This is a genomic window from Candidatus Skiveiella danica (genome assembly GCF_022705245.1).
In the GTDB taxonomy this organism is placed as follows: Bacteria; Pseudomonadota; Gammaproteobacteria; order Burkholderiales; family Burkholderiaceae_C; genus Skiveiella; species Skiveiella danica.
This window is the reverse complement of sequence record NZ_JAKJEW010000073.1, coordinates 1-2557: the sequence shown is the minus strand read 5'-3', so window position 1 is coordinate 2557 and position 2557 is coordinate 1. Positions and strand designations below refer to the sequence as shown.

3 protein-coding genes and 1 pseudogene are annotated in these 2557 nt (G+C 58.7%); 2 read left to right on the top strand and 2 right to left on the bottom strand.

What is annotated here, in order from left to right:
* Nucleotides 1-480, bottom strand: a pseudogene (mobF, locus tag ACMUOY_RS19950) (MobF family relaxase); the annotation flags it as partial.
* Between the two features lie 497 nt (nt 481-977).
* Here mobF and ACMUOY_RS19945 point away from each other — a divergent pair.
* Complete coding sequence (locus tag ACMUOY_RS19945) at nt 978-1412, top strand: hypothetical protein (RefSeq protein WP_413894483.1); 435 nt, start codon at nt 978-980, stop codon at nt 1410-1412.
* 65 nt (nt 1413-1477) lie between these two features.
* On the opposite strand, the gene ACMUOY_RS19940 is transcribed toward ACMUOY_RS19945, so the two are convergent.
* Nucleotides 1478-1747, bottom strand: a complete 270-nt coding sequence (locus ACMUOY_RS19940; RefSeq protein WP_413894482.1) for a hypothetical protein — start codon at nt 1745-1747, stop codon at nt 1478-1480.
* Nucleotides 1748-1980: 233 nt separating this feature from the next.
* On the opposite strand from ACMUOY_RS19940, the gene ACMUOY_RS19935 reads away from it, so the two are divergent.
* Nucleotides 1981-2557, top strand: a 577-nt coding sequence (locus tag ACMUOY_RS19935) for a methyltransferase domain-containing protein (protein ID WP_413894481.1), incomplete at its 3' end; no start/stop codon positions are given.

Here is a 2557-nt window from a genome sequence, read left to right as displayed (position 1 = left end):
TGTGCAGTTGGGCGTCAAGCTCACGGGAAGCGTCATGCGTGAAGGCGGCCGCGCAGACGTTGCCGGTGTTGACGAGCGGACGGTTGCGATCCTCACCCCCGGCGTTGTCTTCGCGGCCGGCGTAGCGTTCAAGTTCCTTGAACGCTACGCCGACCGCCTCCTTGTGCGCTTCGACCAGGCGGACGTCGCCGCCATGATCGAGACGGATTTCGGGGCCGAGCATTGGAAATCGTAGAACGCGATCCGCTCGCGCCCGGTTCGCTCCGTCAGTCGCTCACCGGTCGTCGGATGCCGGTTTGTGCGCAACGCTTCAAACGCTGCATCCTTCGGTCCGATTTCCTGACCCGACAACCCAAGAAGCTCGGCACCCTGCCCCATCCACACACCGACAACATGCTCTCCTTCGGCGTAGTAATCGTTCGCCGTGAGATGCTGCGAGAGGTAGGATTCCCCGTTACGGATGGGGTGGCAGGTGAACACGAGTCGGAACACTGCATTGCCTCGCTTCGCTCGGCAAGTACGAAGAATAACAAAGACGCAATATTCCTAAGCGCTACACGCTTAGGTGCAGCGGGCAGCGACAAACCGGCGACATTGTCGGCGCCTGGTCACCGGCTCCTGTGGAATCCATCCTTGTATCCGGGGACAGGCCGGGGACAGCCGTCGACAGGCCGGAGCCATCCATGAGTACGACAGAAGCCAAGCTAGCTCTGCTAGCGTGGGCAAAACCGTGGTAGGGTCTAACGCAGCCCCTCCTACGAGTTGAGCCGCCAGCGGCGCGGCTTCCATTCGCGTTTAGAAATCAGGGGTAGTCGGTCGGCGTTGCTCGCGGTCGCTCCCGCAATACGGGTGCTCGCGGTCGCCAATAGCGGCAGGGTCGATCTGCTCGCGAACACCCCGATTGGGAGAGGTGCAGGCGCGCATGCTCCGTCCTCAATTCCCTTGAGCCAACGGATGATCGCTGTTCTCTGGCACCAGTGAACAATACCGAGTTGTTGCGTGCGTTTTTGGAGCGCGAAAAGGAATGGGTTCGTACTCTTGAAACCGTGCGTGAACAACTTCGCGTTACGGTTGGCCGCCCCACCGGGCACATCCAATGGCATGCCGAAATCGGCATCGGCACACATGCATGGCTCGGTTACTACTGGCAGGATCCTCCCTTTTGGTTCGGTTACGGCCTCGGGTCGAACGGTTGGTTCCCCGTTGTTGATGCGAGTGGCCGGGGATGTCCGCTTGGTGTCGTGATGCGGCTACGCGATAATCTCCCGCATATTTGGCGAGAGCTGGATTTCAGCCGGAAAACCTATTGGCGGCTGTGGGCGCCTGCTGATATGACCGACACCCCGGAAGTCCACGTCCAATGGCTCGTGGCGAGGAGCCGCGAGCTTCACGAATTCCTCGTCGAGGAATAGGGCCGTTTCCGGACTGCAACTACCGCACTAGAGCGTGAGTCCGAAAACTATCGTCAATTGACGAGTCAAAGGGCCATCACAACGACGCCATCGGTGGTCCCAGCACTGTCGTCGTCGCGGCGAGCGGGCAGATTGCGCGGTTGATCCGCAATCCAAACTGCAGACGAACTGGTGGCCTCGTTTGTCCGATGGGCGATCACCAAACCGTCACTGACCGCCAGCGGCGCGAACTCTCCGCCAATAGGCGCCCAAAGCTGCCGCTGCTCCAGAGACTCCATCCACATTTTGGAGGCGCGGCTTTTGGCAATACGGGCACGTTGTTTACGGACGGGCATGGTTGATCGATTCAGAGCTTAGTCGTGAGCCAAGGGGGTGCAAGTCTTGAGTGGGCTGAACGGCTGGATTTGCACGTGTTTCTCGGGGTGTTTTATGCGAACCAGCGCCTGGTGTGGCCGCACACTTTCAGGGAAGACTCGGAATACTCACTAAGTATTAGCTTTACTTCGAAAAGTGGGGTTTCAGATTTGGTTCTTCCCCTCAAATCTAAGTCCTTGTTTTTCGAAAATCCATGAGCACTGAAATTACCCAAACTCGTTACGATACCGTCCCTTATCCGATCAAGTCTTTCCCGCAGACACACCCGGCCAAGACTTCCGTGACTGCCCGCCTGTTTGGCATGACGCCGGCTCCTGTCGAGAAATGCCGGGTTCTGGAGCTGGGCTGCGCGCATGGCGGCAACTTGGTTCCCATGGCTCAGGCGTTGCCGGAGAGCCAGTTTGTTGGGATCGATCTCTCCCAGCGGCAAATCGATGCTGGCAAGAAGATGATTGAGGGTGCGGGGCTCAAGAATGTCGAACTGCGGCAGGCGAACATCCTCGATCTCAATCCCGCCGAACTCGGCACCTTCGACTACGTCATCGCCCATGGCTTGTTCACCTGGGTCAAGAAGGAGGTCCAGGACAAGATCCTCAAGATCGCGCATGATTGTTTGAATCCGCAGGGCGTGGCTTACATCAGCTATAACACGCTCCCTGGCTGGCGCATGCGTGGCATGCTCCGTGAGATGATGATGTTCCACACCTCGCAGTTCCCCGACGAGGCGACCAAGGCCAAACAGGGCTACGCGCTGATCAACTTCCTCCACG